This is a genomic window from Bacillus sp. S14(2024) (assembly GCF_050473785.1).
GTDB lineage: Bacteria > Bacillota > Bacilli > Bacillales > Bacillaceae_G > Bacillus_A > Bacillus_A yunxiaonensis.
On the sequence record NZ_JBFLUP010000006.1, the window covers coordinates 148,931 to 172,096 of the forward strand.

A 23,166-nucleotide genomic window follows, 5' to 3' on the forward strand; every position below is an offset into this window, starting at 1 on the left:
TAAGAAAAAGGCGTCCTATATAGGGCGCCTTTTTTGTTACTCATATTCATTCATAATGTCATCGATTGTAAATTTTAATCCATGATATGCAAATAAAGCTGTTATTAAACTTGGAAAGCCATAGCGAGAGCCATCGTCATCTGGAATTAATGCTTTTACAAGTTTTGTATCGATATGTGCATCGGTGAATTGCTCTAGTGACAATTCGCCTTTTTGTTTTGCAGAAATACCAACAATGAAATGACCGTTTTCTTGCAACTGTTTTGCTAATGAAATGATATCTTCATCTGTGGAAAAGCGGCTGATAAGTAGTATGCGGTCAGAGGCAGTTACGTCTGCTTGTTTACCATCTTCAAATAGACGTTTTGCATTTTGCATAGGCTCGGATCCATATAAAGCCTCACAAATTACACCTTCCATCTCTTTCGTACCGTGCAAATAAATGTGGCCATCTCCAACTAATGCCTGTGCAAGTAAACGAGCGCTATCTTCTATATTCATCTCTTCTTTCTGAGCAATTCTTGTGAAATAGCCACCTAGCTGAGTGGAAAAAATTTTAAACATAAGGATGCTCCTTTCTAACGTGTTAGACGGCTTTCATTATAGCTTATTTTTTCATAAAGGTGCTAGCGCTAGTAAATAACAGGCGGTAAAATAAGAAAGAATAGGAAGGAATTTGATAAAAAGTAGCGAAAATAATCGAAAGAGATATGAGAAATATAAATTTTGTATTTATATAGAAAGGTTGGATAACATGGAAGGGAAAATTCTAATCGTTGATGATCAATACGGCATTCGTGTTTTATTACACGAGGTGTTTCAAAAGGAAGGTTATCAAACATTCCAAGCAGCAAACGGTTTTCAAGCCCTTGATATTGTGAAAAATGACTGTCCTGATTTAGTTATTTTAGATATGAAAATTCCAGGTATGGATGGAATTGAAATTTTAAAACATGTGAAAGAAATTAATCGAGACATCAAAGTGATTTTAATGACGGCTTATGGTGAATTAGATATGATTCAAGAAGCGAAAGACCTTGGTGCATTAATGCACTTTGCAAAGCCGTTTGATATTGATGAAATTCGCAGCGCTGTGCGAAAAGAAATTACGGTACAAGCGTAATCGTGAATTTTTTATTAAAAAATACAGAAAAAAGCGTTTTCATGGGCTGATGAGCAGGTGAATGCAGTTGAGTTTTTGGGTACAAGTTGGTATCCTATGGAGTGTAGAAAAAAGTCCGGTATGTGATTATACATATTTTTCCTTGTCGTGGTCATACTACCATCGATAAGAACTTATCGGATACAAAAAACGTTTTTTAGGAGGATTCACCATGCCTTTAGTTTCCATGAAAGAAATGCTAAACAAAGCGCTAGAAGGAAAATACGCAGTTGGTCAATTCAACATGAATAACTTAGAATGGACACAAGCTATCTTAGCTGCTGCGGAAGAAGAAAAATCTCCTGTAATTTTAGGCGTATCTGAGGGTGCAGCTCGTCATATGACTGGTTTCAAAACAGTTGTAGCTATGGTTAAAGCTTTAATCGAAGAAATGAACATCACTGTTCCTGTTGCGATTCACCTTGACCATGGTTCAAGCTTTGAAAAATGTAAAGAAGCAATTGATGCAGGTTTCACATCTGTAATGATCGACGCTTCTCACCACCCATTTGAAGAAAATATCGAAACTACTAAAAAAGTAGTAGAATATGCACATGCTCGTAACGTATCCGTAGAAGCTGAGCTTGGTACAGTTGGCGGACAAGAAGATGACGTAGTAGCTGAAGGTGTTATCTACGCTGATCCTCAAGAATGTAAAGAACTAGTAGCTGCAACAGGTATTGACTGTCTAGCTCCAGCATTAGGTTCTGTACATGGTCCTTACAAAGGTGAGCCTAACTTAGGATTCAAAGAAATGGAAGAAGTTCGTGACTTAACTGGTGTACCTTTAGTACTTCACGGTGGTACTGGTATCCCAACAGCTGACATCAAAAAAGCTATTTCTTTAGGTACTTCTAAAATTAACGTAAACACTGAAAACCAAATTGAGTTTACAAAAGCGGTTCGTGAAGTATTAAATAAAGACCAAGAAGTTTACGATCCTCGTAAATTTATCGGACCTGGTCGTGAAGCAATTAAAGCGACTGTAATCGGTAAAATTCGTGAATTTGGTTCTAACGGTCAAGCATAATTCTAAAAATGTTTTTAGAAACCGTCTAGCCTTTTAGACGGTTTCGTTTCGTTGTATAATGAAAGCGTGAACATTTTGTGGGATAGAAAATGTTCTACTTGTTAAGGCGTTTGAAAGGAAATATTTCTGTAATTGTGTAAAAATAGAGGAAACGAATAGCATGGATATACTCATACGTGTAAAAACGTATCCGAAGTGGTGAAATTACCCGTTATAGTGGGGGGCTGGAACGGGAGATGAATTCACAAGAAGGGGGCCCAAAATGGACAAGTTGCTGATTGAAGGCGGTGTGCCTTTACAAGGTTCGATTCGTGTAAGCGGCGCAAAAAACAGTGCTGTTGCGCTTATTCCCGCGACCATCTTAGCAGAAACACCAGTTACAATCGGTGGTGTACCTAATATTTCTGATGTGAAAATACTTGGTGACTTATTGGAAGAAATCGGTGGTTCTGTTGCGTATCATCAAGATGAAGAAATGACAATTGATCCTTCCAAAATGGTAGCCATGCCTCTTCCGAATGGAAAGGTAAAAAAACTGCGTGCTTCTTATTATTTAATGGGAGCGATGCTCGGTCGTTTCAAAAAAGCAGTAATTGGGCTTCCTGGTGGATGTCATCTAGGACCAAGGCCAATTGACCAGCATATTAAGGGGTTCGAAGCACTTGGAGCGCATGTAACAAATGAGCAAGGTGCAATATATTTACGTGCAGATGAACTGAGGGGAGCGCGTATTTATTTAGATGTTGTCAGCGTAGGTGCGACAATTAATATTATGCTTGCCGCAGTGCGTGCAAAAGGTAGAACAGTAATTGAAAATGCAGCGAAAGAACCAGAAATTATTGATGTAGCGACGCTTCTTACAAGCATGGGTGCTCGTATTAAAGGAGCGGGAACAGACGTGATTCGTATTGATGGTGTTGAATCGCTTCATGGTTGTTACCATTCTATTATCCCTGATCGTATTGAGGCTGGAACATATATGATTTTGGGCGCAGCTTCTGGCGGTGAAATTACAGTTGATAATGTGATTCCGCAGCATTTGGAATCTATAACGGCTAAGCTTCGAGAAATGGGTGTAAAAGTAGATACACACGATGATCAAATTGTGGTAAATGGGAGTCGCCAGTTAAAAATGGTAGATGTAAAAACACTCGTTTATCCAGGATTTCCGACTGATTTACAGCAACCATTTACAGCGTTATTAACGAAAGCGAATGGCACGGCAGTTGTAACGGATACCATTTACGGAGCGCGTTTTAAACATATAGATGAGTTGAGAAGAATGAATGCGCAAATTAAAGTGGAAGGTCGTTCTGCTATCGTAACAGGCCCTGCTTCGCTGCAAGGAGCTAAAGTAAAAGCGAGTGACTTACGCGCCGGGGCTGCGCTTGTAATTGCAGGTTTAATGGCAGAAGGAATCACAGAAGTTACAGGACTAGAGCATATTGATCGTGGATATGAAAATCTAGAAGATAAGCTTCGAGGTCTTGGAGCGAAAATTTGGCGTGAAAAAATGACAAGTCAAGAGATTGAACAGATGAAAAATGCATAAAGAGCTTTACATGGGTAAAGTGATATATGTGTACAAAAAGTAAGTAAAGACGGCATAAGGTGAAAATTCTATTAAACGTTAAGTATGAGATAAAGTGAAACTTCCATCAGTGGGGGATTCTCCATTGATGGTTAGTAGAACCAATCGGGCACATGCCGGCAGTTATCTCCCGCCTATCTTTTCTGTGTTCTCAGAATGTTGAGGTGGAAGTCTTACTGCCTGTTAGCGCGATATAAATATTACGGCTTAAAGGAGAGGGATTACAGTGGAAAGAAGTTTATCCATGGAATTAGTACGTGTAACAGAGGCTGCGGCGTTATCGTCTGCGCGTTGGATGGGACGCGGTAAGAAAGATGAAGCAGATGGTGCAGCAACGTCAGCGATGCGCGATGTATTTGATACAGTACCAATGAAAGGAACCGTGGTAATTGGCGAAGGGGAAATGGATGAAGCGCCGATGCTATATATCGGTGAAAAATTAGGAACTGGATATGGTCCGCGCGTTGATGTAGCGGTTGATCCGTTAGAGGGAACAAATATCGTTGCAGCAGGAGGATGGAATGCATTAGCTGTTATTGCAGTAGCAGACCATGGAAATTTACTGCATGCACCTGATATGTATATGGAGAAAATTGCAGTTGGTCCAGAAGCGGTTGGTGCTGTTGATATTAATGCACCGGTTATTGATAATTTACGCGCTGTTGCAAAGGCAAAAAACAAGGATATTGAAGATGTTGTAGCAACTATTTTAAATAGACCGCGGCATCAAGCGATTATTGAGGAGATCCGTAAAGCGGGAGCTCGCATTAAATTAATTAATGATGGTGATGTAGCTGGTGCAATCAACACAGCATTTGATCGCACAGGCGTTGACATTTTATTCGGATCTGGCGGTGCACCTGAAGGGGTACTAGCAGCCGTTGCATTAAAATGTTTAGGCGGAGAAATTCAAGGAAAGCTTCTTCCGCAAAATGAAGCAGAATTAGAGCGCTGCAAAAAGATGGGCATTGATGATATTAACCGCATTCTTCGTATGGAAGATTTAGTAAGAGGCGACGATGCAATCTTTGCAGCAACAGGTGTTACGGACGGAGAATTACTGCGCGGCGTTCAATTTAAAGGCAGTATCGGTACAACACACTCCCTTGTTATGCGCGCGAAATCTGGGACGGTTCGCTTTGTTGATGGGCGTCACAGCTTAAGCAAGAAACCAAACTTAGTTATAAAGTAAGAAGTGTACAAAGGATGAGTAGAGCGAAGACAAATTTTATTGTCTTCGCTTCTTGTATTTGTCTCGCAACGTATTGATTAAAATGAGGTAAAAGGGTTACAATAGTGAATATTACCCTACTTGTACGTATTGCCTTTCATTATTACGTATTTGCCTTCCGTAAAATCCCTTACCCATGTGAAAAGAGAATAATGTTAAAGTGTGGTGTCTGAATGAATCTAACAATTTCAGCGTTAGAGAACATGAAATTAAAAGAGTTATATGAGCTTGCGAAAGAATTTAAGATTTCTTATTACAGCAAGTTAACAAAGAAAGAATTAATTTTTGCAATTTTAAAAGCGCGAGCAGAAAAAGAAGGTTTCTTTTTCATGGAAGGTGTACTTGAAATTATTCAATCAGAAGGATTTGGATTCTTACGTCCAATCAACTATTCTCCGAGTTCTGAAGATATTTATATTTCAGCTTCGCAAATTCGTCGTTTTGATTTGCGTAATGGAGACAAAGTTTCTGGTAAAGTGCGACCTCCGAAAGAAAATGAACGTTATTTTGGATTGTTGCAAGTTGAAGCAGTTAATGGGGATGATCCGGAATCAGCAAAAGAACGTGTGCATTTCCCAGCGTTAACACCGTTATATCCAAATCGTCAAATGAAATTGGAGACAGAAACGAAGAAACTATCAACACGCATCATGGATTTAATTGCACCAGTGGGGTTTGGTCAACGCGGTCTAATTGTTGCGCCTCCAAAGGCTGGTAAAACGATGCTGTTAAAAGAGATTGCCCACAGCGTTACAACGAATCATCCGGAAGCAGAACTGATTGTACTTTTAATTGACGAACGTCCAGAGGAAGTAACAGATATTGAACGTTCTGTAAAAGGTGATGTTGTAAGCTCTACTTTTGATGAGGTTCCAGAGAATCACATTAAAGTGGCTGAGCTTGTGCTAGAGCGTGCAATGCGTCTTGTTGAGCATAAAAAAGACGTTATCATTTTAATGGATAGTATTACCCGTTTAGCGCGTGCTTACAACCTTGTAATTCCACCAAGTGGACGTACGTTGTCAGGTGGTATTGACCCAGCAGCGTTCCACAGGCCAAAGCGCTTTTTCGGAGCAGCTCGTAATATTGAAGAGGGCGGTAGCTTAACAATTTTAGCAACAGCTCTTGTTGACACAGGATCCCGTATGGATGATGTCATTTATGAAGAGTTTAAGGGAACAGGAAATATGGAGCTTCACTTAGATCGTTCTTTAGCAGAACGTCGTATTTTCCCAGCAATTGATATGCGTCGTTCTGGTACAAGAAAAGAAGATCTATTAATTCCAAAAGAGCATTTAGACAAGTTATGGGGTATTCGCAAAACAATGAGAGATACACCAGATTTCATAGAAAGCTTCTTACGCAAGTTGCGTCAAACGAAGACCAATGAAGAATTTCTAAAAAATATTCCTGAAGATTCAAAGAGATACGTCGCGATGAAGTAATGCTAAAAACAGGTAGTTGCAAAATGCAGATAGCCTTGTTATAATTTCATCATGTGTGTTTCATCATTATAGTTGTGATTGCAGCTAACGATGAAAAAACTCTGTTTCGAAAATGATTCAGGGCGGAAGGAGATGAAAAGAATGAAAGCAGGAATCCATCCAGATTACAAGAAAGTTGTATTTATGGATACTAACACAGGCTTCAAATTCTTAAGCGGATCTACAAAAGGTTCTAACGAAACTGTTGAGTGGGAAGATGGTAACACTTATCCATTATTAAAAGTTGAGATCAGTTCTGATTCTCACCCATTCTACACAGGACGTCAGAAGTTTGCTACTGCAGACGGACGTGTTGATCGCTTCAACAAGAAATACGGCCTTAAGTAATTACAAACATAAAGCAGGCAAGTGTATATATCCGCTTGTCTGTTTTTTTTGCGAAAATATAAACCTTTACCTACTTACAGTAAGAATAAGTAGACGAAAGGAGGAGCTCTCATGTACTTAATAAATCAAGACGGTTGGATTGAAGTGGTTTGCGGAAGCATGTTTTCAGGGAAATCAGAAGAGCTCATCCGCCGTGTACGCCGGACGCAATTTGCAAAGCAAAATGCAATTGTATTTAAACCGTGTATTGATAATCGTTATAGTGAAGAAGATGTTGTGTCGCATAATGGATTGAAAGTAAGAGCAGTTCCTGTTGCGGCTTCAAAAGAGATGTTTGAGCATGTAACAGAAGATATAGATGTTATAGCAATTGATGAAGTGCAATTTTTTGATGGGGACATTGTGGAAGTGGTGCAAGAATTGGCAAACCGCGGCTATCGTGTGATTGTTGCTGGTTTAGACCAAGATTTCCGTGGTCTACCATTTGGACAAGTTCCTCAGCTTATGGCAATTGCGGAGCATGTGACGAAGCTGCAAGCAGTATGTGCTAAGTGTGGATCTCCTGCAAGTCGTACGCAACGTTTAATTGACGGGGAACCAGCGTCTTTTGATGATCCTATTATTTTAGTTGCTGCATCAGAATCATATGAACCACGTTGTCGTCATTGTCATGCTGTGCCAACTAAACAGAGATAAAAACTCGCTACATAAAGCGGGTTTTTTTAGAAAATACGTAGGAGCGGAATGAGCCGTTTGCGTTTTTAGATGATATCTAGCTCCGGCGGCAAGAATGGTCGGTGGCTTCGCTTCTTCCTGTGAGGCAAAAGGGCGCCTCTACGTCAGAAGCTCCATCCTCCTCCCATTCTGAGCGGGCCGCCTGCGCTTTTAAATATAATTTGCGTTTTTTTTGTTATGTACCATATACTATTTGTATTAGATTAGAGACTAGGATGTTGAGGTGAATATTGTGTTAGATCGTTTGCAAGCTGTAGAAGACCGTTATGAGAAGTTAAACGAGCTTTTAAGTGATCCAGAGATTATAAGTGATTCAAACAAACTTCGTGAGTATTCAAAAGAACAATCTGATATACAAGAGACGGTAGAGGTGTACCGTGAGTATAAAGATACTCGTGAACAATTAAGAGATGCAAAAGCGATGTTAGAAGAGAAGTTAGATGCTGACATGCGTGAAATGGTAAAAGAAGAAGTGTCTGAGCTAGAGGGACAAGAGAAAGAATTATCAGAGCGTCTGAAAATTTTACTTGTTCCAAAGGACCCGAATGATGATAAGAACGTTATCGTAGAGGTTCGTGGTGCTGCTGGTGGTGATGAAGCGGCGTTATTTGCTGGTGATTTATACCGTATGTATAGCCGTTATGCTGAGGTGCAAGGTTGGAAAACTGAAATTATCGAAGCGAGCTATACAGAACTAGGTGGATATAAAGAGATTATCTTTATGATCAACGGTAAAGGCGCTTTTGCAAAGTTGAAATTTGAAAATGGTGCGCACCGTGTGCAGCGTGTTCCAGAAACAGAATCTGGAGGACGTATCCATACTTCTACAGCAACTGTAGCTGTATTACCGGAAGCAGAAGAAGTAGAAATCGATATTCATGAAAAAGATGTTCGTGTGGATACGTTTGCTTCTAGTGGTCCTGGTGGACAAAGTGTTAATACAACGATGTCAGCGGTACGTTTAACGCATTTACCGACTGGTGTAGTTGTTTCTTGTCAGGATGAAAAATCACAAATTAAGAATAAAGAAAAAGCAATGAAAGTATTACGTGCACGTGTTTATGATAAGTTTAGACAAGAAGCGCAAGCTGAGTACGATCAAAACCGTAAACAAGCTGTTGGAACTGGTGATCGTTCTGAGCGTATTCGTACGTATAACTTCCCGCAAAATCGTGTTACAGACCATCGAATCGGTTTAACGATTCAGAAGCTAGATCAAATCTTACAAGGTAAGTTAGATGATTTCATCAATGCCTTAGTGATGGAAGATCAGGCGCAAAAGATGGAGGCAGCTGAGTAATGCGTGTCTATGAAGCCCTGAAATGGGCTTCTTCTTTTTTACAAGAAAATGGGCGAGATGAAAATGCGGGAGAAATTGTCCTTTGTCATGTATTAAAGACGAATCGAACAGGTTTAATGATGAATATGCGTGAAGAGTTAACGGAAGAACAAGAGCAAACTTTTACAAACTTTATCCACAAGCATGTGGAGGGTATACCTGTTCAGTACTTAATTGGACATGAAATGTTTTATGGGCGGCCATTTTTCGTAAATGAAGAGGTACTAATACCAAGACCGGAAACAGAAGAGCTTGTACTAGGCGTATTAACACGCATTCAACGTAAATTTGGAGATAAACGTGTGCATGTGGCGGACATTGGTACTGGCAGCGGAGCGATTTCGATTACCCTTGCTTTAGAAAATCCACACTTACATGTGTACACAGTGGATATTGCTCCGGAGTCGATTGAAGTGGCACAGAAAAATGCAGCAGAATTAGAGGCAAAAGTAACGTTCTACCACGGTGATTTATTGTCGCCGTTTCAAGAAACGAAGCAAAAGCTTGATGTTGTTGTTTCGAATCCTCCTTATATTCCAGAAGAAGATTGGAGAGGGCTTTCTTCTGTTGTGAAAGAGCATGAGCCAAAGCGTGCGCTTGTTGGCGGTGAAGATGGACTTGATTTCTATAGACGCTTTATGGAAGAGCTGCCAAAAGTTCTACAAGAAGAAGCGATTGTTGCCTTTGAAGTAGGTGTAGGGCAAGGGGAGGATGTGCGTGCCCTGCTGCAAGAAACATTCCCGCATGCACATGTCGAGGTTGTCTTTGATATTAATGGAAAAGATCGTATGGTTTTTGCGGAAATGTAATTTTAACAAGGGGCTGACCTGAAAATGGACTTTTGTCAGCTCCTTCTAGGTCCACTGATATATCGAAAATAACGGCCGATATATCAGTAGACATGACCTAAAAATTGAATAGATTCTGAATTTAGTAGTTTAGAAAGAAAAAAACTTGTCTACACTGTTTTACTGAAGGGGCGGTGGAGATAGGATGAAAAAACAAGCGATTGCTTATCTACTTTTATTATTAATCGGTGCACAAATGATTGCGCACTTTGGATATATGAAAGCTGATGCAAAGGAACCTGTCGTGATTCCTAAAGAAGCGATTCGATTACGTATTTTGGCTAATAGTGATTCGAAGGAAGATCAAGAGTTGAAACGTAAAGTGCGCGATGAAGTGAAAGCACAAATCGATAGCTGGGTGGCAGATTTAAAATCGTTTGAAGACGCACGTCGTATCATCCGAAGCCGTATTCCAGAACTTGAAAAAACAGTAGCGAACACGTTGAAACGAGAAGGAAGTAAGGAAACTTTTACAGTTCAGTTTAATAAACATATAAAATTTCCAACGAAATTGTATGGGAACTTTATTTATCCGGCTGGAGAGTATGAAGCAGTACTTGTGACAATTGGTAAAGGTGAAGGTGCAAATTGGTGGTGCGTATTATTTCCTCCAATGTGTTTCTTAGATTTCTCTAGTGGTACAGCTGTGAAGAAAGAAGAGAAGGTTGTAAAGGCAGAAACAATTGATGAGGACGATATAGAAGAAAATTATGTGCAAAAGGAAGTTGTAAGAGAAGAAGTAAAGCAATCTCTTAAAGCTAAGAAAGAGACGAATCTTGCACCTAAACAAAAAGTGAAAGCAAAACCTGTACGCGAAAACAGCGTTGAGAAAGAATTACAGGAACAAGAAGAAGTAAAGCAAGATGAACCGCATACAGTTCAAAAAGAAGAGCACGTGAAGGTAGTGGAAGAAACGGAAGAAAAACCAAAGGTAAAATTGTTTATCGTTGAAGCATTTACATCTTTATTTTCCAAATAAGTTCTAAAAGGTAATCCCTCCTCATATATAAAAGTATGGGGAGGGATTATGTATGAAGCAAATACGTTTTGCTACAAAAACAGATGTAGAAAGATTGCAGGCCTTTTTTGGACAAGCTCATATGAAGGAAGAACGATTAGATCAATTATATGAGAACTTTATGATATTAGAAGAAGAGGGACAAATTCAAGCAGCTATTGGATATGAGCAAATTGGAAACGATGCACTTCTTCGTTCTTGTTTGTTCACACCCGCTGTGGATAACGTTACATTCTTGCATTTTTTCGAAACACTTTTGCAGTATATTAAAGAGAGAAGTATTGAGCAATTATATTTGCTCACAAACAGTCCGCTGTCAGTTGCAATATTTCAGTTTTTTCAATTTGAAGCTGTGGAAAGGGATGCTGTATCAGAGGGAATTCAGACATTAGAACATTTTTGTGAAAATATAAAACAGCCGAATGTAATTATACTAAATTGTCAGCTATTCACAAAGTTATCCACCGATTAAATTGATTTATCCACATTTTGTGGATAAATCTTATTTGTCTTTTGGATAAATCTCATAGTAAACTACAAATAACAAGTATTTCATGGTAGAAAAGGACGTGGAAAGAAATGAATACAAAAATGTGGGTTGTGGATAATGTTGTGGAAATAAAAAAAGATTATCCACAGTTGCAAGAAGCAGCGCATTTATTACGAGAAAATGAAGCAGTAGCGTTCCCGACTGAAACAGTATACGGACTCGGTGCGAATGCATTAAATGACGAAGCTGTTGCGAAAATTTTTGAAGCAAAAGGAAGACCAAGTGATAATCCACTTATTGTACATATTGGTACGGAAGAACAATTAGATGGCATTGTGGCTCATATTCCGCCAGTGGCGAATGTATTGATGGAACATTTCTGGCCAGGGCCATTAACACTTATTTTTCCGAAAAAAGAAGGCATTTCTGAAAAGGTAACAGCTGGATTACATACAGTGGCAGTTCGAATGCCGGATCATCCGGTAGCATTGGCGCTTATTGAAGCGGCGAATGTACCGGTAGCAGCTCCAAGTGCGAATCGTTCCGGCCGCCCTAGTCCGACGCTCGCTTCTCATGTATATGAAGATTTAAATGGAAAAATTGCGGGTATTGTTGATGGCGGGGCAACTGGTGTTGGTGTTGAATCTACTGTAGTAGATTGTACGAGTGAAATACCGACGATTTTGCGCCCAGGCGGTATTACGAAAGAGCAATTAGAAGAAGTGATTGGACCTGTTTTGTTAGATCCAGCATTAAAGGATGAAACGGAAAAACCAAAATCTCCAGGAATGAAATATACACATTATGCACCGAAAGCGCCGCTTAGCATTGTTGAAGGTTCGCGTGCATTTATTCAACAACTTGTGGATAACAAAGAGCAAGAGGGTTATAAAGTAGGTGTATTAACAACAGAGGAATATCAGCATGTGTATAAAGCGGAGGTTGTCCTCGCTTGTGGAAAGCGCAGTGATTTAGCGACAGTTGCGACAAAGCTTTATGACGTATTGCGTACATTTGATGCGAACGATGTTGATATTATTTTTAGCGAGTCGTTCCCAAGCGATGGAATTGGTAGTGCAATCATGAATCGTTTAACGAAAGCTGCAGGTCATCAAATCATCTTCGAAAAATAAATTCTATCTCTCCTCGGACGTGCATATTTTGAAGTAGCAAGTCCGAGGAGGGACATTATGACGATGGAACATATTCTAAGCGAGTTGTTGCCGCTTTTTATTATGGCATTTGCGCTAGGGCTTGATGCGTTTTCTGTTAGCCTCGGTATGGGGATGATTACACTTAAGCCGCGTCAAATCTTTTATATAGGCATTATAATAGGTATATTTCATATAATCATGCCTTTTATCGGCATCATGCTCGGCCGCTTTTTATCAGAGCAATTTGGCTCCATTACTACAATTATAGGTAGTATTTTATTAATGGGATTGGGATTTCACATTGTATATAGCTCAATCTCTCATGATGATGAGTATAGGAGCGTTCCTGCCGGCGGGAGTTTACTGTTATTTGCTTTTAGTGTGAGTGTAGATAGTTTTTCTGTCGGTTTAAGCCTTGGTATTTACGGAGCACGTACGTTTGTAACCATCCTTATATTCGGCGTTGTAAGTATGCTGCTCACTTGGGGCGGATTGTTAATTGGCCGCAGAGCACAAAGCGTTCTTGGAACGTATGGGGAAGTGCTTGGCGGGATTATACTTGTTGGATTTGGAATCAAATTATTATTTTCGTTATAAATAAAGAGAATTCAATGTAAGAAAGCCCAGCCATTTATTTTGGCTGGACTTTTACTTTATAAATAAACTTGTCGATGTTACATCAATATATCGGTGCTTCCACTTTTCGTTCTATTTAGCCCTAGCGGCTAGAACAGTCGGTGGCTTCGCGTCTTCCGGCGAGGCAAATAGCGCCTCCATGTCAGAAGCTCCATCCCCCTCTTGTTCTAAGCAAGCCGCTTTCGCTTTTAATTCTATCCAGCTCCAGCGGCTAGAACAGTCGGTGGCTTCGCGTCTTCCGCCGAGGCAAATAGCGCCTCTATGTCAGAAGCTCCATCCCCCTCCTGTTCTAAGCAAGCCGCTTTCGCTTTTAATTAAGGTCGTACAAGTTCAAACTGCTCTCCAAGTTTTGCATAGTTATGTCCTGCTAGACGGCTTATTGGTTTTAAACCTTCAGCATGAATACGTCCATTTTCGTATAAGTGCTCAGCAATATGGAAACGTACGATGCGTCCGATTAATAGATCGCATGCTGGGGAATCTTCTGTTCCGCCTAGCTGAATAGAGCGCTCTAGTACGCATTCCATACGGATGCTCGCTTCTTTTACTCCTGGTACAGAAATGACATCGCTGTCAATTGGCGTTAGTTTTGCAAGTTCAATTTCACTTTCATTAGGCGGGAGGCTAGCTGCTGTTTCATTGATAGCCTCCGCGTACGATTCATCAGAAATATGCACGACAAATTCTTCTTTTTCCATCGCATTTCTTGCTGTATCTTTTGGCTCTCCATTTTTTCGCTGCACAGAAACGGAGATAAGAGGCGGATTAGCAGCAACGATATTAAAGTAGCTAAATGGCGCTCCGTTTAGTACTCCATCATTGGTAACAGTTGTGACGAAGGCAACTGGGCGCGGAATAATGCTTCCTGTTAATAATTTGTAATTGTCTCTTTCAGTTTGTTCATTTGGATTAATAGACAGCATGTATGTAATCTCCCTTCTAATATCGATAACGCTTCTTTGTTTGTTTACAAGATAAAGGAGGAAAACTCCTGCTGAAAAAATATTTTTCTGCCGATTTTTGTAAAGGTCATGAAAAAATCCCTCACAATGATTTGTGAGGGATTGAATTGATAAATATCTCGAATTCGAGGTATTTGGTTAAATTAAAGTGTAAGCGCCAGGTCCAATAAGAGCAACGCCAACTGCAACTGCGATTAAGATAAGGTTATATTCAAAACCGTTTTGTGTAACCCAGTAACCATTTTTACCATGAACTGTGAAGATAGCTATTAACATTGTACCAACAATAAATAGAGCACCTACCCAAGTGAAAATACCAGCAGCGAATAAGAAACCGCCTAATAATTCAGTTGCTCCGGCCATAAACGCCATAAACACTCCTGGTCGTAAGCCAATTGATTCCATCCAGCCGCCAGTGCCTTTTAAACCATAGCCGCCAAACCAGCCGAATAATTTTTGAGTACCATGCCCCATGAATGTAACCCCGATAATAAGACGAATAATAAGAAGACCAATGTTCATCATTTTATAATACCTCCTAAAAAGTTATTTACTTATCTTATGTAAGTTATAATAAAACAGTTACTTACTTTAGTCAAGTAACTTTAACAAAAAATTTTACAAACGATAAGTAAAAAATTATTATGTTGTTAAGACCTCTAGACAACTTGAAGAAAAAAGGCTTAAATAGAAATGAAGAAGTTAACTTCTTTCCGTTTAAATTCAGACTGTCTGAATTGACTGGAATTTTGCAAGGCGATACAATAGGGTTCTGATTGACAACGAAAGTGTTCTTACGCCAGTAAAGATTTGAGTTGTAACTAATGAGTTCTATGAAATGTATTATAAGTAAGGATTATAAGGAGGATTATCCTATGTTTAAAAAATTATTTGGCCTTGGTTCTAAAACAAATGCAGAAACAATCGTAGCTCCATTAACTGGAGAAGTGAAAAATATTGAAGAAGTACCAGATCCAGTATTCGCTGGACGTATGATGGGAAATGGTGTTGCAATTGATCCAACTGAAGGTGTAGTAGTATCTCCAGTAGACGGTGAAATCGTACAATTATTCCATACAAAACATGCTGTAGGTATTAAATCGAAAAACGGTGCAGAGATCTTAATCCACGTTGGATTAGAAACTGTAACAATGGCAGGCGAAGGTTTCGAAGCACATGTAGCTGAAGGACAAGCCGTTAAAGCTGGCGATAAATTAATCTCTTTCGACTTAGACTTAATTCGTGAAAAAGCAAAAAGCACAATTACACCAATCGTTATTACAAACACAGATGCAACAGAGTCTATTGAAACAACTATCGGCGTAGCAGCTACAAAAGGTTCAACATCAGTAATGAAAGTAACAATGAAATAATCGTTTTGATTCATAAGGAATCCATTTCATATTTGAAGTGGATTCCTTTTTTACATCCTCTACTGATGGAATGGCTGGTATTAAAATGAAAGAATAGCAGTAGATTTTTTCCTGTTCTATGTTACTATATTGTAGTCACTTGAAAATAGGGTTTCACATACATAATGAGAGCGCATTTCTTCTAGAAGAAATGCGCTTTTCTGTATATACATTTCTTTTTTTCATCATCATTGTGAGTTATGATGAACATAGATATTCATCATAAGGAGTTGATGTTTGGTGAAGAGAGTATTATTCGTTTGTACAGGCAATACATGCCGCAGTCCGATGGCAGAGGCGTTATTACGGCATTACGGAGAAAGGCATTTTGAAGTGCAATCTGCGGGTGTATTTGCCGCGGTAGGCAGCGATGCATCTGCGCATGCTAAAAGTGCGTTAGAAGAAAAAGGGATTTCAATTGCACATGCTTCTCAGCAAGTAACGGAAGAGTTGTTAGAGTGGTCTGATGTTGTATTAACAATGACAACGGGACATAAGCAGCTTTTACTAGCGCATCATCCAGGAGTAAACGGAAAAGTGCATACATTATATGAATTTGTAGAAGGTACAAATAAGGACATTTCTGATCCTTTTGGTGGTTCGCTTGTTGTTTATAAAGCAACGCTGGAAGAAATGGAACAACTTGTCCAAACTTTGCTGAAAAACCATTCAGAAAGTTAATGTTTCGTGTATAATACGATATTGGAGATTATCTCGATTTAACGGATCTTGTATCTCAAAGGTTTGAGATAGAGTTAACTGTTCGGTTCATTTTATATTTGGAGGGGTTTAGAATGAAAGTAGTAGTAGCATCTGATCATGGCGGAATGAATATTCGTAAAGAAATCGTAAGTCTATTAGAAGAGTTAAATATTGAATATATTGATTTAGGTTGTGAGTGCGAAGCTGGTTCTGTAGATTACCCTGATTTTGCATTCCCTGCGGCAGAAATGGTTGCAAATGGTGAAGTGGACCGTGGTATTTTAATTTGCGGAACAGGTATCGGTATGTCGATTGCAGCAAATAAAGTACATGGCATTCGCTGCGCATTAGTACATGATACATTTAGTGCAAAAGCAACGAGAGAACATAACGATACGAACATGTTAGCAATGGGTGAGCGTGTAATCGGAGCTGGGTTAGCACGTGACATCGCGAAAATTTGGTTAACAACGGAGTATGAAGGTGGCCGTCACGAGAACCGTGTAGGGAAAATTAAAGCATACGAAGCGAAGTAATCGTATTCTAACTTCTAGTAAGAGTTAATATAATTTGTTGAACCTACCTGCGAAAGGAAGAGCGTAATGAATGAAATATTACAATTAAAAGAGCAGCTGCAAACAGCGCTTTCTGAGTTTCAAGAGCAAGCTTCACTGCGAAATGGAAACATCTTTGTTGTGGGCTGCAGTACAAGTGAAGTGCTAGGCGAAAGAATTGGAACATCGGGAACGATGGAAGTGGCGGAAGCGATTTTTTCTGCGTTAAAACAATTTCAAGAGCAGTGTGGTATTACACTAGCGTTTCAATGCTGTGAACATTTAAACCGTGCGTTAGTTATCGAAAGAGAAGTCGCAGAGAAACACCAGTTCGAAATTGTAAATGTTACGCCTGTCAGATCAGCAGGTGGGGCTCTTGGAACATATGCATATCATAATATGAAAGATCCTGTTATCGTAGAGTTCGTAAAAGCAGATGCGGGGATTGATATTGGGGATACGTTCATTGGTATGCATTTAAAACATGTAGCGGTTCCTGTACGTACACGTGTAAAAGAAATTGGGCATGCGCATGTAACGATGGCAAAAACACGTCCGAAGTTAATTGGCGGGGCACGTGCAGTATATGCGGTAAAAGAGGAAACGTTTACTTGTAGTTAAGTCATAAATTTACAGTAAAAAAAAAGACCGGATTCGGTCTTTTTTTTCTTTTATCATGTGTAGAGTCGTGTTAGAATGTAGTTGAAAACATGAAGGTTTATAAGAATTGCAACTGGAATTTTCGTTTTTTCTTTGAAAATAAAGAGAAAATGTCAAGAATAGATGTAATTCGTTCAGAAAAGGGGGATTTTGATGGAGCATTTAAAACGTCAAGATGAAAAGGTGTTTGCTGCAATTGAATTAGAATTAGGAAGACAACGTTCAAAAATTGAACTTATTGCATCTGAAAACTTCGTAAGCCAAGCTGTAATGGAAGCACAAGGTTCTGTATTAACGAACAAGTATGCAGAAGGTTATCCAGGGAAACGTTATTACGGTGGTTGTGAGCATGTAGATATCGTAGAAGATATCGCACGTGACCGCGCAAAAGAAATTTTTGGTGCAGAGCACGTAAACGTTCAACCGCATTCTGGTGCACAAGCAAATATGGCTGTATACTTCACAATTCTAGAGCAAGGTGACACAGTGCTTGGTATGAACTTATCTCACGGTGGTCACTTAACACACGGAAGCCCTGTTAACTTTAGTGGTGTACAATACAACTTCATCGAATACGGTGTAGATCCTGATACACATCACATCAATTATGAAGATGTATTAGAAAAAGCGAAAGAGCATAAACCGAAATTAATCGTTGCGGGTGCTAGCGCATATCCTCGTGTGATCGATTTCAAAAAATTCCGTGAAATCGCTGATGAAGTTGGCGCATATTTAATGGTAGATATGGCACATATTGCGGGGCTTGTAGCAGCTGGCTTACATCCAAATCCAGTACCATACGCTGATTTTGTAACAACAACAACTCATAAAACATTACGCGGACCACGCGGTGGTATGATTTTATGTAAAGAACAATTTGCAAAACAAATTGATAAGTCAATCTTCCCAGGTATTCAAGGTGGACCGCTTATGCACGTAATCGCTGCAAAGGCAGTTGCATTTGGAGAAGCATTGCAGGATGACTTCAAAACATATGCACAAAACATTATCAATAACGCAAGTCGCTTAGCAGAAGGTTTGCAAAAAGAAGGTATTACACTTGTTTCTGGTGGAACGGATAACCACTTAATCTTAATTGATGTTCGCAGTTTAAACATTACTGGAAAAGTTGCAGAGCATGTATTAGATGAAGTTGGTATCACAACAAACAAAAATACAATTCCATTTGACCCAGCGAGCCCATTTGTAACAAGCGGACTTCGTATTGGAACTGCAGCTGTAACATCAAGAGGCTTTGGACTTGCTGAAATGGATGAAATTGCATCCATTATCGCTTACACATTAAAAAATCATGACAATGAAGCAGCACTAGAAGAAGCACGCGTGCGTGTAAATGCTTTAACAGATAAATTCCCAATGTATACAGAACTATAATAGAAAAAAGCTGTTGAAACGTATTGTTTCAGCAGCTTTTTTTAGGTTATGTTTAATTACTTTGTTGATATTTAATAGAAACAAACGTTTCGTAATCTTAATAAGAGAATACAATTGCTTAGAGGATTTGAAATGGCATTGAAAGAATTAATAGAGGAGATTAAAAATTTAAATTCAGAAGAACAACATCGTTTACAAGGTAAACCTTTCATATGTGTTTAAGTTGAATAGGAAAATAAAAAACATTATTCAACAGTTATTCTACAAAAATATTACATGTAAGAAAAAGGACATATAAATTGTTCTATGTATGTATACAAATCATGAATACATTTTAAAAATATAATGAAGGATGTCATTTCCATAATTGGTAAAGCTATTCTTGTATAAGGAAGAAACGTTTGAAATTTTACCAAATTCACCCTTGAATATTAGTAGCGTTTTCTTTACAATCGTACATAGTGTAAAAAAAGGCGTGTCCTCACGCATTAATATCATCTGAAGGAGAGATTCACATGGGAAAACTGTATGTTTTTGATCACCCTTTAATTCAGCATAAGATTACATATATTCGCGATAAGAATACAGGTACGAAAGAATTTCGTGAACTAGTAGATGAAGTGGCAAGCTTAATGGCGTTTGAAATTACACGCGATCTTCCACTTGAAGAAATTGAAATTGAAACACCTGTAAGTAAAGCGAAAACAAAAGTGATTGCAGGTAAGAAACTTGGTTTAATCCCTATTTTACGTGCGGGCTTAGGGATGGTAGATGGAATTTTAAAATTAATTCCAGCGGCGAAAGTAGGTCATATCGGTTTATATCGCGACCCAGAAACATTACAACCTGTAGAATACTATGTGAAACTTCCAACTGATGTAGAAGAACGTGATTTTATTGTACTTGATCCAATGTTAGCGACAGGCGGATCTGCATCAGAAGCGATTACTTCTTTAAAGAAACGCGGTGCGAAACATATTAAATTAATGTGTATCGTTGGTGCTCCAGAAGGGGTAAAAGTTATACAAGAAGACCATCCTGATGTGGATATTTACGTTGCTGCATTAGATGAAAAGTTAAACGACCATGGATATGTTGTGCCAGGCCTTGGAGATGCTGGTGACCGTTTATTCGGAACGAAGTAAGACAACAGACGAGAAGAAAGCCTTCTCGTCTGTTTTTATATGCAACATAACATACAGTCGAATTGCATATAATATAGAAACTTCCTACTTGAGAAAGTTATACTACAGAAGTTAAACGTTATATTAGGAAAAAACAATGGTGACAAAAATGTGAACTTTTTTCTTCCATTATAAAGAGAGAAGGTTTAGAAATTAGATATTTATTAACAGTATTTTGAAGGGGAACGTTTTCATTTCTGCCAATAAATGACTAATACTCAAATTTTTTGATTTTTTTCGATTTGACGTTGACACTGTTTAATACCCTATTGTATGCTAACAACGGGGATAGATGATAGGGTTTTCATTGACAATTTTTCGTCTATTCTTTGACAAAAAAGTTAAGTTTCTTATTTGAGTAGAATTTATACAGAATCATGAGTTATTATTAACGCATAGTGAATGAGGCTTTACATATGGAGGGATGAATCCTTGGGAGAAAACAAGCGTAGTCCATTTAAGGCATATGCTTTAATGACTGGAATTCTTTCTCAGCTCGTTGGTGCTATTTTAGTTGGTATTTTTGGCGGGCAGTGGATTGATAGTAAGCTTGGAACATTTCCTTTATTCCTAGTAATCGGTTTATTATTAGGTCTTGGAACAGGGGTTTATGCTATGATTCGACTCATTCGACACTTTTATTCAGGAGAGCAATGATGATAGAGGTACATGAACTTGTCCGAAGACAAAAGAAATATATGTACAACCTTCTCGCACTCTTTGTATTAGGATGGGGCTTTACCTCATACAAAGATGTCTTTCTGGGGCTGATTATCGGAACGATTTTCGGTTTTCTTAGTTTGCGCATTGTTGCACACAAGACGGACAGGCTGTTAGATCGCGTTACACAAGGAGAGAATGTAAAGTATAAAGCGACCGCAGTGAGTACATATTCGAGATTAGCCGCGATAGGGCTATTAATTTTATTTGCAGCGAAATATCAACATTTAATGGCGATGTGGAGCTTAGGAGTAGGATTGCTGACAGGGTATCTTGTCATGATCATAGATTTTCTTTATTTACAGTATAAGAGCAGGGAAGAGAGGTGAATTACTAGTGGAACACGGTAAATTAGTTGAATTTCTAGGTTTAACGTTCGACTTGTCCGCTGTTATGATGACGACTGTTGCGGCAGTAATCGTATTTATTATCGCTGTTATTGGTACACGTAGCTTAGCTTTGCGTCCAACAGGAATGCAAAATTTCCTTGAATGGATTATGGACTTTGTGAAGGGTATGATTAGCAGTACGATGGATTGGCAAACAGGCGGACGCTTTTTAACGCTTGGAGTTACGCTCATTATGTACATATTTGTAGCAAACATGCTCGGTTTGCCGCTCATGATTACGATTGCTGAGGGTGGTGAGCACCTTGCAGGTTGGAGATCTCCAACGTCTGACCCAGCAGTTACTCTAACATTGGCCGTGATGGTAGTTATCCTCACCCATTACTATGGAATTAAGATGAAGGGTACGAAGGAATATTTAAAAGGCTATATTCAACCAATGAAATTCTTATTCCCGCTAAAGGTAATTGAGGAATTTGCTAATACATTGACGTTAGGTCTTCGTTTATTTGGTAACATCTATGCCGGTGAGATTTTATTAACATTACTTGCTCAGTTAGGTGCAAGCGGTGTGTTTGGCGCGTTAGGTGCTGTCCTGCCGATGTTAGCATGGATGGGCTTCAGTATTTTCGTAGGTGCTATCCAAGCATTTATCTTTACAATGTTAACGATGGTATACATGGCTCATAAAGTAAGCCACGACCATTAATATATTTAATGTAAGTACAAAATTTATTTTTTATTGATAAAAAGGAGGACTTTTAAAATGAGTTTAGGTGTAATCGCAGCTGCAATTGCAATTGGTTTATCTGCACTAGGTGCTGGTATTGGTAACGGTCTTATCGTATCTCGTACAGTTGAGGGTGTTGCTCGTCAACCAGAATTACGTGGTACTCTTCAAACAATTATGTTCATCGGGGTAGCGTTAGTTGAGGCGCTTCCAATCATCGGTGTAGTAATCGCATTCATCGTATTAAACAAATAAGGGATAGCTCCCCTTACAATAAGTGGCGAAGATCGTTTTGGGACCTTCTTCGCCATTGCTTTATGAATGAAACATTACTTGTCTGTTCATTTATTTAATTTAGATTTTGAAGGGAGTGAATCCTTGTGCCAACTCTATTATTAGGAGCTGCTGCTGTTCCATACGGAACAATGCTTTATACATTAGTCGTTTTCCTAATTCTATTAGCATTGCTTCGTAAATATGCGTTTGGACCTTTAATGGGAATTATGAAGGAACGTGAAAATCATATTTCTAGCGAAATCGACGCTGCGGAAAAGAACCATGCAGAGGCGAAAAAGTTAGTAGAAGAACAACGTGAAATGTTAAAACAATCACGTGTTGAAGCGCAAGAATTGATTGAGAGAGCGAAAAAGCAAGCAGAGGATCAAAAAGAAAGTATCATTGCTGCTGCAAAAGAAGAAGCAGTATCTATTAAAGAATCTGCTGTACAAGAAATCCAACGCGAAAAAGAGCATGCGATTGCTGCTCTGCAAGAACAGGTTGCTTCTTTATCTGTACAAATTGCTTCTAAAGTAATGCAAAAAGAACTAAAAGAAGAAGACCAAGTTCAATTAATTCGCGATTATATTAAAGAGGTAGGAGAAGCGCGATGAGCAATGAAATTGTAGCTAAACGTTATGCTGTCGCTCTTTTTCAAATCGCAAAAGACAAACACGTACTAGAAATGTTTGAGGAAGAACTGCGCCTTGTACAAAGTGTTTTTGTAAGTAGTAACGAACTACATACTTTTTTAGGACAACCAAGCATTTCAAAAGAAATGAAAAAACAATTCCTTTCTAACGTGTTTTCTACTGTTTCTCAACCAATTTTAAACACTTTATATATTTTAATCGATAATCATCGCGAAACATTAGTACCTGAAATTGTAGATGCGTATGTTGCACTTGCAAATGAAGAGCGTAACGTAGCTGATGCAATTGTTTACTCTACTCGTTCTTTATCAGAAGATGAGAAGCTTAGCATTGCAGAAGTATTTGCAAAGAAAACAGGAAAAGATGCGATTCGCGTTCAAAATGTTGTAGATGAAGATTTACTAGGCGGTATTAAAGTACGCATTGGAAACCGCATTTACGACGGCAGTTTACAAAGAAAGTTAGCACGTATCCAGCGTGAACTTATGAAGAATAGATAGGGGTG

28 protein-coding genes are annotated in these 23,166 nt (G+C 38.9%); 25 read left to right on the forward strand and 3 right to left on the reverse strand.

The window, feature by feature from the left end:
* Positions 1 to 36: 36 nt before the first annotated feature.
* Positions 37 to 564 (reverse strand): DUF2529 domain-containing protein, encoded by a 528-nt coding sequence (locus tag AB1279_RS01000; protein ID WP_429757537.1) that lies wholly within the window; start codon positions 562 to 564, stop codon positions 37 to 39.
* A gap of 190 nt (positions 565 to 754) precedes the next feature.
* Here AB1279_RS01000 and AB1279_RS01005 point away from each other — a divergent pair, with 190 nt between their 5' ends.
* From AB1279_RS01005 to AB1279_RS01065, 13 genes are all read left to right on the forward strand, one after another.
* Positions 755 to 1,123 carry a response regulator gene (locus tag AB1279_RS01005; RefSeq protein WP_429753012.1) on the forward strand — a complete coding sequence of 123 codons (369 nt, stop codon included), beginning with the start codon at positions 755 to 757 and terminating at the stop codon, positions 1,121 to 1,123.
* Between the two features lie 211 nt (positions 1,124 to 1,334).
* The gene (locus tag AB1279_RS01010; RefSeq protein ID WP_429753013.1) at positions 1,335 to 2,192 is read left to right on the forward strand and encodes a class II fructose-bisphosphate aldolase; all 858 of its coding nucleotides are present in this window, start codon (positions 1,335 to 1,337) and stop codon (positions 2,190 to 2,192) included.
* Positions 2,193 to 2,454: 262 nt separating this feature from the next.
* Entirely contained in the window at positions 2,455 to 3,744 is a 1,290-nt protein-coding gene (locus tag AB1279_RS01015) for a UDP-N-acetylglucosamine 1-carboxyvinyltransferase (protein ID WP_429757538.1), read from the forward strand.
* Positions 3,745 to 4,009: 265 nt separating this feature from the next.
* The gene (gene glpX, locus AB1279_RS01020; protein ID WP_377880407.1) at positions 4,010 to 4,975 is read left to right on the forward strand and encodes a class II fructose-bisphosphatase; all 966 of its coding nucleotides are present in this window, start codon (positions 4,010 to 4,012) and stop codon (positions 4,973 to 4,975) included.
* A 212-nt stretch (positions 4,976 to 5,187) separates the two neighbouring features.
* Positions 5,188 to 6,459: a transcription termination factor Rho gene (gene rho / locus AB1279_RS01025; protein ID WP_154710256.1), complete on the forward strand. Its 1,272-nt coding sequence runs from the start codon at positions 5,188 to 5,190 to the stop codon at positions 6,457 to 6,459.
* 141 nt (positions 6,460 to 6,600) lie between these two features.
* The gene (locus tag AB1279_RS01030; protein ID WP_000643433.1) at positions 6,601 to 6,846 is read left to right on the forward strand and encodes a type B 50S ribosomal protein L31; all 246 of its coding nucleotides are present in this window, start codon (positions 6,601 to 6,603) and stop codon (positions 6,844 to 6,846) included.
* A 111-nt stretch (positions 6,847 to 6,957) separates the two neighbouring features.
* Positions 6,958 to 7,542, forward strand: a complete 585-nt coding sequence (locus AB1279_RS01035; protein ID WP_377880409.1) for a thymidine kinase — start codon at positions 6,958 to 6,960, stop codon at positions 7,540 to 7,542.
* A 271-nt stretch (positions 7,543 to 7,813) separates the two neighbouring features.
* Entirely contained in the window at positions 7,814 to 8,881 is a 1,068-nt protein-coding gene (gene prfA / locus AB1279_RS01040) for a peptide chain release factor 1 (protein WP_272189929.1), read from the forward strand.
* Entirely contained in the window at positions 8,881 to 9,729 is an 849-nt protein-coding gene (gene prmC, locus AB1279_RS01045) for a peptide chain release factor N(5)-glutamine methyltransferase (RefSeq protein WP_429757539.1), read from the forward strand. Before prfA ends, prmC begins: the two co-directional genes overlap by 1 nt.
* A gap of 184 nt (positions 9,730 to 9,913) precedes the next feature.
* Complete coding sequence (gene spoIIR, locus AB1279_RS01050) at positions 9,914 to 10,747, forward strand: stage II sporulation protein R (protein WP_429757540.1); 834 nt, start codon at positions 9,914 to 9,916, stop codon at positions 10,745 to 10,747.
* Positions 10,748 to 10,799: 52 nt separating this feature from the next.
* Positions 10,800 to 11,258: a mechanosensitive ion channel protein gene (locus AB1279_RS01055; RefSeq protein WP_429757541.1), complete on the forward strand. Its 459-nt coding sequence runs from the start codon at positions 10,800 to 10,802 to the stop codon at positions 11,256 to 11,258.
* Between the two features lie 107 nt (positions 11,259 to 11,365).
* On the forward strand, positions 11,366 to 12,409 hold the full coding sequence (locus tag AB1279_RS01060) for an L-threonylcarbamoyladenylate synthase (RefSeq protein WP_429757542.1): 1,044 nt from the start codon (positions 11,366 to 11,368) through the stop codon (positions 12,407 to 12,409).
* Between the two features lie 57 nt (positions 12,410 to 12,466).
* The gene (locus AB1279_RS01065; RefSeq protein WP_429757543.1) at positions 12,467 to 13,027 is read left to right on the forward strand and encodes a manganese efflux pump MntP family protein; all 561 of its coding nucleotides are present in this window, start codon (positions 12,467 to 12,469) and stop codon (positions 13,025 to 13,027) included.
* Between the two features lie 353 nt (positions 13,028 to 13,380).
* Here AB1279_RS01065 and AB1279_RS01070 read toward each other — a convergent pair whose 3' ends face one another.
* Both AB1279_RS01070 and AB1279_RS01075 read right to left on the reverse strand, forming a co-directional pair.
* A complete protein-coding gene (locus tag AB1279_RS01070) occupies positions 13,381 to 13,989 on the reverse strand; it encodes a flavin reductase family protein (protein WP_429753021.1) in 609 nt (202 codons plus the stop codon).
* 177 nt (positions 13,990 to 14,166) lie between these two features.
* Positions 14,167 to 14,553, reverse strand: coding sequence for a DoxX family protein (locus tag AB1279_RS01075; RefSeq protein ID WP_377880416.1), 387 nt, complete (start codon positions 14,551 to 14,553; stop codon positions 14,167 to 14,169).
* A 350-nt stretch (positions 14,554 to 14,903) separates the two neighbouring features.
* On the opposite strand from AB1279_RS01075, the gene AB1279_RS01080 reads away from it, so the two are divergent.
* The 12 genes from AB1279_RS01080 to AB1279_RS01135 all read left to right on the forward strand — a co-directional run bounded on the left by AB1279_RS01080 (position 14,904) and on the right by AB1279_RS01135 (position 23,161).
* Positions 14,904 to 15,401 (forward strand): PTS sugar transporter subunit IIA, encoded by a 498-nt coding sequence (locus AB1279_RS01080; RefSeq protein ID WP_429757544.1) that lies wholly within the window; start codon positions 14,904 to 14,906, stop codon positions 15,399 to 15,401.
* A 279-nt stretch (positions 15,402 to 15,680) separates the two neighbouring features.
* Entirely contained in the window at positions 15,681 to 16,121 is a 441-nt protein-coding gene (locus tag AB1279_RS01085; protein ID WP_429757545.1) for a low molecular weight protein arginine phosphatase, read from the forward strand.
* Between the two features lie 113 nt (positions 16,122 to 16,234).
* Positions 16,235 to 16,678, forward strand: coding sequence for a ribose 5-phosphate isomerase B (rpiB, locus tag AB1279_RS01090; RefSeq protein ID WP_429757546.1), 444 nt, complete (start codon positions 16,235 to 16,237; stop codon positions 16,676 to 16,678).
* 66 nt (positions 16,679 to 16,744) lie between these two features.
* Positions 16,745 to 17,317: a TIGR01440 family protein gene (locus AB1279_RS01095; protein WP_429757547.1), complete on the forward strand. Its 573-nt coding sequence runs from the start codon at positions 16,745 to 16,747 to the stop codon at positions 17,315 to 17,317.
* Positions 17,318 to 17,509: 192 nt separating this feature from the next.
* Positions 17,510 to 18,751, forward strand: coding sequence for a serine hydroxymethyltransferase (gene glyA, locus AB1279_RS01100; RefSeq protein ID WP_429753026.1), 1,242 nt, complete (start codon positions 17,510 to 17,512; stop codon positions 18,749 to 18,751).
* A gap of 515 nt (positions 18,752 to 19,266) precedes the next feature.
* Positions 19,267 to 19,896, forward strand: coding sequence for a uracil phosphoribosyltransferase (upp, locus tag AB1279_RS01105; protein ID WP_020061432.1), 630 nt, complete (start codon positions 19,267 to 19,269; stop codon positions 19,894 to 19,896).
* A 471-nt stretch (positions 19,897 to 20,367) separates the two neighbouring features.
* Positions 20,368 to 20,592 (forward strand): AtpZ/AtpI family protein, encoded by a 225-nt coding sequence (locus AB1279_RS01110; RefSeq protein WP_429753027.1) that lies wholly within the window; start codon positions 20,368 to 20,370, stop codon positions 20,590 to 20,592.
* On the forward strand, positions 20,592 to 20,984 hold the full coding sequence (locus AB1279_RS01115) for an ATP synthase subunit I (RefSeq protein WP_336482177.1): 393 nt from the start codon (positions 20,592 to 20,594) through the stop codon (positions 20,982 to 20,984). Before AB1279_RS01110 ends, AB1279_RS01115 begins: the two co-directional genes overlap by 1 nt.
* A gap of 7 nt (positions 20,985 to 20,991) precedes the next feature.
* A complete protein-coding gene (atpB, locus tag AB1279_RS01120) occupies positions 20,992 to 21,711 on the forward strand; it encodes a F0F1 ATP synthase subunit A (protein ID WP_429757548.1) in 720 nt (239 codons plus the stop codon).
* A 57-nt stretch (positions 21,712 to 21,768) separates the two neighbouring features.
* On the forward strand, positions 21,769 to 21,987 hold the full coding sequence (gene atpE, locus AB1279_RS01125; RefSeq protein WP_251226953.1) for a F0F1 ATP synthase subunit C: 219 nt from the start codon (positions 21,769 to 21,771) through the stop codon (positions 21,985 to 21,987).
* Between the two features lie 125 nt (positions 21,988 to 22,112).
* The gene (atpF, locus tag AB1279_RS01130) at positions 22,113 to 22,622 is read left to right on the forward strand and encodes a F0F1 ATP synthase subunit B (protein ID WP_429753029.1); all 510 of its coding nucleotides are present in this window, start codon (positions 22,113 to 22,115) and stop codon (positions 22,620 to 22,622) included.
* Positions 22,619 to 23,161 (forward strand): F0F1 ATP synthase subunit delta, encoded by a 543-nt coding sequence (locus AB1279_RS01135; protein WP_429753030.1) that lies wholly within the window; start codon positions 22,619 to 22,621, stop codon positions 23,159 to 23,161. Before atpF ends, AB1279_RS01135 begins: the two co-directional genes overlap by 4 nt.
* Positions 23,162 to 23,166: the final 5 nt, after the last annotated feature.